We start from the raw sequence: 6,605 nt of genomic DNA on the forward strand, positions 1-6,605 counted from the left end.
GGCGGAGCCGGCTCCGCCGAGCGCCAACGCTTCGAGCGTAGAGACGCCGAGCAAAGCCAGCTTCCGCGTCCAGGCAAAGGTTTTGGCGACCGTCACGCCAATACGCACCCCGGTATAGGAACCGGGCCCCACGCCGACGGCAAACGCCGACACCTCGTCCGGCCCGACGCCGAACTCCGCCATGAGCCGCTGCAAGGTCGGCACGAGGTAAAGCGAATGGTTCCGCTCCGCTTTCGAAGTAATTTCCCCCAAGATTTCCTGTCCCCGAGTCAACGCGGTCGTCATCGACACGGTTGACGTTTCGACGGACAGCATAAGCTTGCCGTCGCCATACAAAGTTGAATCTGATGCCGTATTCTGAATCATGTTAACCATCCGTTCTGTTGTAGCTTCATGCACCATGCTTCATAAGGGTCGCCTGATGGCTTAAGTTTGAAGCTTCGCCCGTTTTCTCCGTCGGTCTCAATCCGGATCTCCAACCGCTGCGGAGGCAAAATCTCTTCGATCAGTGAACCCCATTCGACAAGCGTAATGCCTTTTCCGTAAAAGTATTCATCCAGTCCCAAATCATCCGCTTCCTCCAAAGACAACCGGTATACGTCCATATGATAGAAAGGGAACTCGGAACCTTCATATTCTTTAATGATCGTAAACGTAGGACTGTTCACGATGTCCTTGACGCCTATCGCCTTGGCTACCGCTTGCGAGAATGTCGTCTTGCCCGCCCCCAGGTCGCCGTCAAGTGTAATGACGGTTCCCGGGATAAACAACGAGGCCAAGCGTTCCGCCAATGCGGAAGTATCGGCTACATGACGGGCTTGAAATGCATAAGTGGCCATGTCAGGATCGTCCCTTCATCCGGTAAAGTGATTATAACCGCGCTTGGCGAGCGGTACCGTACTGCCGTCGCTCCGCACAAGCCGTACGCCGGAATGCTCCCCATGGACATATCCGATCAGATAAAGCGGCAGCCCCGCCTCCTTAAACTGCATCTGCAGCTCGACGGCGTGCTCGGCAGGCGCCGTTCCGATTAATTGATAATCTTCGCCGCCGTACAGCATGTAATCCAGCGGGTCTTTCCCTTGGCTTGAAGCATATTCCAGTAGCTCGCCCGACACGGGAATCCGGTCTTCGATCAGGTCGATTCCGATATTCGACGCCGCGGCAATTTCCCACGCTTCGCTGGCGATCCCGTCGCTGACGTCGTTGAGCGCATGACAGAAGCCGGACCGCCGCAGCAGCTCGCCTGCCTCGATCTGCGGCTCGGGACGGCAGTGCGCCCGGACAAGTCCGGGATACCGCTTCAGCTCCGGATCGGCGTCCCATTCCTCCGACGGCTTGTTTTTCCTTAGAAGCCATTCCAGTCCGGCCGCCGAATCGCCGGTAAAACCGGTAATAAATACGACATCTCCCAGTCTGGCTGCCGAACGGAGCAGCGCTTTGTCCGGTTCCGTCTCTCCGATGACCGTGACGGTCAGCGTGACGCCCCCGATACACGAAGTCGTATCTCCGCCCGCGACAACGACCCGGTAGCGGTTCGCGCATTCGTACAACCCGTCGTACATCGCACGCACACGCTCCACCGGCGTCGACTTCGGCATGCTGAGCGCCACGAGGGCGTACCGCGGAGTCCCTCCCATCGCAGCGATATCGCTGACGGCGGAAGCCATCGCTTTGTACCCGATATCCGCATCGCGCATCGTCACTCGCTTGAAATGAATGTCTTCCGTCATCGTATCGCAAGTGAGAATCCACCGGCTATCCGAAGAGGCGCGGACGACGGCCGCATCGTCGCCGATCCCTGTCTCCACACCGCCGGCCCGTTGAAAAGCGATCGTTTGCTTCCCGCCGTTCAGCAGATCGATCAGAGTAAATTCGTCGACCGAGCTCACATCTATCCGCCTCCGCTCTCGTATTGACAATTATTATAGCCGTTCCTTTGTATCTAGACAAACATGCCGTTTAGCTATTGTTTCGGAGCGCCGAGTATCGTTCGAAACGCTCGTTCCTCCCGGATCTTTCAGGTATATCATACCACCGATCCCCTATCACTGACTATCGGCTTGCCCGATTGCTTAAGCCCCGAAGCCGTTTTGCGGCAGCAAAAAAAGCTTCCCCAGCCACAGGCCCTCTCGGCCTGTACGCTTTCGGAAAGCTTTTGCTAAAAAGCACGTTCCTGCGGGAGCTATTGGACTTCCTGCAGCTCGTCGACAGGAACGACGCGGGCGTCGGCAGGGCGGTCTTCCACATGCACCTTGGCCGTTTCCTGCTCGGGGTCTACGCTGTCGATCCATACGGAAACGCCGTTCAACTCCACGCTGACTTTTTCTTCGGATTTCATAATTTCTTGAGCGCGGTACACTTTCATTGCCCGTTGTCCTCCCCGCTGATGACCGATTCGGGATGATCCATCGTATCGGTCGTCGATTCCTCGATCAGTCCGTTATGGATCGTCACCTGCCCGCCGCCAAGACCTTCGTTGATCATCCGGTCGATGTCCATAAAATTGGAGTCTCGCCCTTCATGGGCCGCATCATCCGTGAACTTGCCGCCGGACGTGTTTGCTTCGCTCATGATTCCTTTTCCTCCTCTGATCGAAATGTTCGGGCCGGCATGACGATGCTTTTTGGCGATTCATGCAGCCTTCTTCTGTAGCATGTCCCAATTTCTTGCGCCGACATTCGCGCGCGGTGTAATGGGACGCTTCCATTTTGCGTATACTGTATAGAAAGTAGACGGCCAGCTCAGGCCCCCGGGAGGTACAGCCATGCATACGGTTTGGAAAGGCGCCATCAGCTTCGGCTTGGTGCACGTGCCCGTCAAGATGTTCTCGGCGACGGAAGACAAAGACATCTCGATGCGCATGATTCATAAGGATTGCAATACGCCGCTGAATTTCGTCCGCAAATGCCAGCACTGCGAGCGTGAAGTGGAGTGGGGGGAAATCGTCCGAGGCTACGAATACGAGCCGGGCTCGTTCGTGCTGTTCGAGAAGGACGAGCTGGAGAAGCTGACCGGCGAGATCACCAAAGAAATCAAGATTCTCGATTTCGTCGACCTGTCGGACATCGACCCGGTTTATTTTCAGAAAACGTACTACCTCGCTCCGAACGAAACCGGCGCCGGGGCCTACAGCCTGCTGCTTGAAGCGATGCGGCAAACGGGCAAAATCGGCATTGCCAAAGTGTCCATCCGGTCCAAAAGCAGCTTGGCCGCCATCCGTATTATCGACCGGTGCATTGCGATGGAGACGATTTTTTACCCGGACGAAATCCGGTCAGTGGAACATGTACCGAACCTCCCGGAGCAGAGCAACGTCAACGAGAAGGAGCTCGAAATGGCGAAGCTGCTGATCGGCCAGCTGGCGACGAATTTCGAGCCGGAAAAATACAAGGACGATTACCGCTCGGCTGTGCTACAAGCGATCGAGTCGAAAGTTTCCGGCCAGCAGGTCCGCGTCGCGCCGGAGCCGCATAAGGCGAACGTTATCGATCTGATGGCCGCGCTGCAGGCGAGCCTCGAAGCGGTCAAACCGGTAGTAACCGAGCCGACGCCGGGGACGGCCGAGAAAGCCAAAGCCGCGAAAACAAGAAAAGGCAAGGCGAAAACGAAAGAAACGATCGGCTAAGCGCCGATCGTTTCTTTGTGCCGGGACTGTGCTTACTTGCTCCAGTCCTGCAAACCCCAAACCTGAGTAATCCAATCTTCATAGAATTCCGGCTCATGGGAAACGAGCAGAATGGTCCCTTTGTACTCCTTCAGCGCTTCCTTGAACGCTTCCTTCGCCCGGGCGTCCAAATGGTTCGTAGGTTCATCCAGCACGAGAAGATTGCTGTCCGTCAGCATGAGCTCGCACAAGCGGACCTTCGCCTGCTCCCCGCCGCTAAGCGAGCTGAGGCGCTGCCGGATATGTTTTTCGGTCAGGCCGGCCATGCCGAGCGTCTGCCGGATTTCCTTCTGCGTCTTATCCGGCCGTAGTGACCACAGTCGCTCAAGCGCGGTTTCGTCCGAGGGCAGCTGCTCCTGGGCAAAATATGCCGGTGTGACCCGTTCGCCGAGCTGCACCGTACCGCTTAACGGCGGCAGGAGGCCCAGCATCGTTTTAAGCATGGTCGATTTCCCGATGCCGTTGTACCCGACGACCGCCACTTTTTCCCCGCGTTTCATTTGCAGGTTTACCGGGGCGGATAGCGGCTCCGTATAGCCAAATTGCAGACGTTTCGCTTCCATGATTCGGGTCACAGGTTCAATATGAACACGAAAGCTGTACCGGGGCCGCGGTCCGGACGTCGGTTTCTCGATCCGTTCCATTCGCTCCAGCGCTTTTTCCCGGCTTTTTGCTTGCTTGGCTTTCCGGTTCCGGTTCTTTTGAATAAAGCTCTCCAGCCGGTCGATTTCCTTCTGCTGACGCTCGTACGCGTCCTGCCATTGCAATCGGCTTAGTTCGTAATGTTTGACGAATGCCGCATAATTGCCGGCATAACGCTTGATGGTCTGATGCTCCAAATGAAAGATCGTCGTTGTAATTTCATTCAGGAACGCCTCGTCATGCGAGACGACGAGATATGCCTGCTCGTAACGCTTCAAATAGCCGGTAAGCCATTCGATATGCACGTCGTCCAAATAATTGGTCGGCTCGTCGAGCAATAATACGTGCGGTTCCTCCAGCAGCAGCTTGCCCAGCAGCAGCTTCGTGCGCTGCCCCCCGCTCAGCTTGTCGACCTCCCGGTCTTTGCCGAGCTCAAGAATGCCTAATCCGGCAGCCACCTCCTCAATCTTGGAGTCAATGCCGTAAAAATCGGCATGCTCCAGCCGGTTCTGCAGCTCGCCGTACCGGATTAACAGCGGTTCGAGGTCGGTGTCCGCCGCGGCCATTTGCTCGGCGACCTGATGCAAGGCTCGTTCCAGCTCATACAGATGAGCGAAAGCGCCCCGCAAATAGTCCATAATCGTCATTCCCGCCTGCAAATCAGCGTGCTGCTCCAAATAACCGAGCCGGGCCTGCGGAAGCCATTCGATCTTGCCCGCATCGGGAAGCAGCTGTCCTGCCAAAACGCGCAGCAAGGTCGACTTACCGGCTCCGTTGCTTCCGACGAGTCCCGCATGCTCTCCCCGGACCAGCCGGAATTGGATATTTTGGAATATTTTTTTATCCCCATACGTATGGGTAAGCTGTTCAACGTTCAACATACTCATGAAAGCTCTCTCCTTTTCGCTTCAGGTTCGAAGCCAACCGGAGAAACAGCCGGACAAAGCTCTATTCAATTAGCTTAGGTTGTATGGAAAACAAAAAACGGGTAAGGCGAACACGCCCTGACCCGTTGCAAATTGTATCATTTGAACGAAAGGAATCGAGTTCTTTATCTACTGTTCTTCGGTTGGCTTAGGGTGAAAAATGGGCAGACTTCTCCCGTTTAAGCCAAATTCCGTTTCAGAACAGTCGATAAGAAAAACATTTCCTTTCCACCTCGTTATACCAAAGTTAATTGTGCTGCACTTTCAACTATACCGAGCCGCTGGCCGTTATGTCAAGTTACAAAAGGGAATAACTGTTAATAAAACACGAATTATAGGGGGGCTCTCTTATGTTAAATCCCGTCGTTCCCTTCGAACCGATAAGCACCGATTCGTTTCCCAAAGGCAGCGAATGGATCACCCAGATCAAATGGGACGGCGTACGCATGCTGTCCTACTGCGACGGCTCCAAGGTCCAACTCGTCAATCGAAGATTGAACAATCGGTCCTTGCAGTATCCCGAGTTTTTGTCTCCTTCGCGCTACTGCTCGGCCACTTCGTTCATATTGGACGGGGAATTCATCGCCTTCGACCATCACAAACCGTCGTTTCACGAGATCATGAAGCGGGACAGTCTAAGGAGGCAGCAAAACATCGAGCTCGCCGTCGCTCAAACCCCGGTGACGTACATGATCTTCGACGTTTTGTTTTTCAGCGGGCAATGGGTTACGGATAAACCCCTTTCGGAGCGGCAGCGCATTCTGCAGGAGATCGTTATCCCGCAGCCCGATGTGCAAACGGTGCAAAACTTCACCGACCCCGACGAGCTGCTGCAGGTCATGATCAAGCACCAGATGGAGGGCGTCGTATGCAAAAATCTGAACAGCACGTATGCTATCGGAGGCAAAGATAAACGGTGGCAGAAGCGCAAAATATTTTACGATCTGCTGGCCGTCGTGGGCGGCGTCACGTACCGGGACAATATCGTCAATTCGCTGCTGCTCGGCTTGTACGACGGGCAGGGCAACCTCTACTACATCGGCCACGCAGGCACCGGGAAGGTAACGCAGCAGGAGTGGCGGGACCTGACGGCACGCGTAGCGTCCATGAGGACGAAAGCGAAGCCGTTCGTGAACGAGCCCGAACGGAGCAAAGACGCGGTCTGGATCGTTCCGCAGATCGTGGTCAAGGTACAGTTTATGGAGTGGACCCCGGGGCATACGATGAGGCACCCCAGTATTCAGGCGTTCGTAGAAACGGACCCCAGCGAGTGCAAATTCCCTAACGCATAAAAAAGCAAGCGGACGATTTTACTTGTCCGCTTGCGCTTGTTGAGAAACTCTAGAGTTAGAAATCTCAGACAAATAGAG

The 6,605-nt window shown here is 55.2% G+C and carries 8 protein-coding genes; 2 read left to right on the plus strand and 6 right to left on the minus strand.

Annotated elements, in window-relative coordinates; all coding sequences use genetic code 11:
- From tsaB to QJ48_RS31510, 5 genes are all read right to left on the minus strand, one after another.
- The coding region (gene tsaB / locus QJ48_RS31490; RefSeq protein WP_063858211.1) for a tRNA (adenosine(37)-N6)-threonylcarbamoyltransferase complex dimerization subunit type 1 TsaB at positions 1–366 on the minus strand (366 nt) is incomplete at its 3' end.
- A complete protein-coding gene (gene tsaE / locus QJ48_RS31495) occupies positions 363–839 on the minus strand; it encodes a tRNA (adenosine(37)-N6)-threonylcarbamoyltransferase complex ATPase subunit type 1 TsaE (RefSeq protein WP_054977287.1) in 477 nt (158 codons plus the stop codon). The genes tsaE and tsaB, both read right to left, overlap by 4 nt.
- A 15-nt stretch (positions 840–854) precedes the next feature.
- Entirely contained in the window at positions 855–1,892 is a 1,038-nt protein-coding gene (thiL, locus tag QJ48_RS31500) for a thiamine-phosphate kinase (protein ID WP_054977288.1), read from the minus strand.
- 293 nt (positions 1,893–2,185) lie between these two features.
- Entirely contained in the window at positions 2,186–2,368 is a 183-nt protein-coding gene (locus tag QJ48_RS31505; RefSeq protein ID WP_054977289.1) for an H-type small acid-soluble spore protein, read from the minus strand.
- On the minus strand, positions 2,365–2,574 hold the full coding sequence (locus QJ48_RS31510) for a hypothetical protein (protein ID WP_054977290.1): 210 nt from the start codon (positions 2,572–2,574) through the stop codon (positions 2,365–2,367). Before QJ48_RS31510 ends, QJ48_RS31505 begins: the two co-directional genes overlap by 4 nt.
- Positions 2,575–2,767: 193 nt before the next feature.
- Here QJ48_RS31510 and QJ48_RS31515 point away from each other — a divergent pair, with 193 nt between their 5' ends.
- Entirely contained in the window at positions 2,768–3,628 is an 861-nt protein-coding gene (locus tag QJ48_RS31515) for a Ku protein (protein ID WP_054977291.1), read from the plus strand.
- A 32-nt stretch (positions 3,629–3,660) separates the two neighbouring features.
- On the opposite strand, the gene QJ48_RS31520 is transcribed toward QJ48_RS31515, so the two are convergent.
- Positions 3,661–5,196: an ABC-F family ATP-binding cassette domain-containing protein gene (locus tag QJ48_RS31520; protein WP_054977292.1), complete on the minus strand. Its 1,536-nt coding sequence runs from the start codon at positions 5,194–5,196 to the stop codon at positions 3,661–3,663.
- A 389-nt stretch (positions 5,197–5,585) separates the two neighbouring features.
- Here QJ48_RS31520 and QJ48_RS31525 point away from each other — a divergent pair, with 389 nt between their 5' ends.
- The gene (locus QJ48_RS31525; RefSeq protein ID WP_054977293.1) at positions 5,586–6,527 is read left to right on the plus strand and encodes an RNA ligase family protein; all 942 of its coding nucleotides are present in this window, start codon (positions 5,586–5,588) and stop codon (positions 6,525–6,527) included.
- Positions 6,528–6,605 lie beyond the last annotated feature (78 nt).

It is taken from the genome of Paenibacillus sp. A3 (assembly GCF_001399685.1).
Classification (GTDB): domain Bacteria; phylum Bacillota; class Bacilli; order Paenibacillales; family NBRC-103111; genus Paenibacillus_G.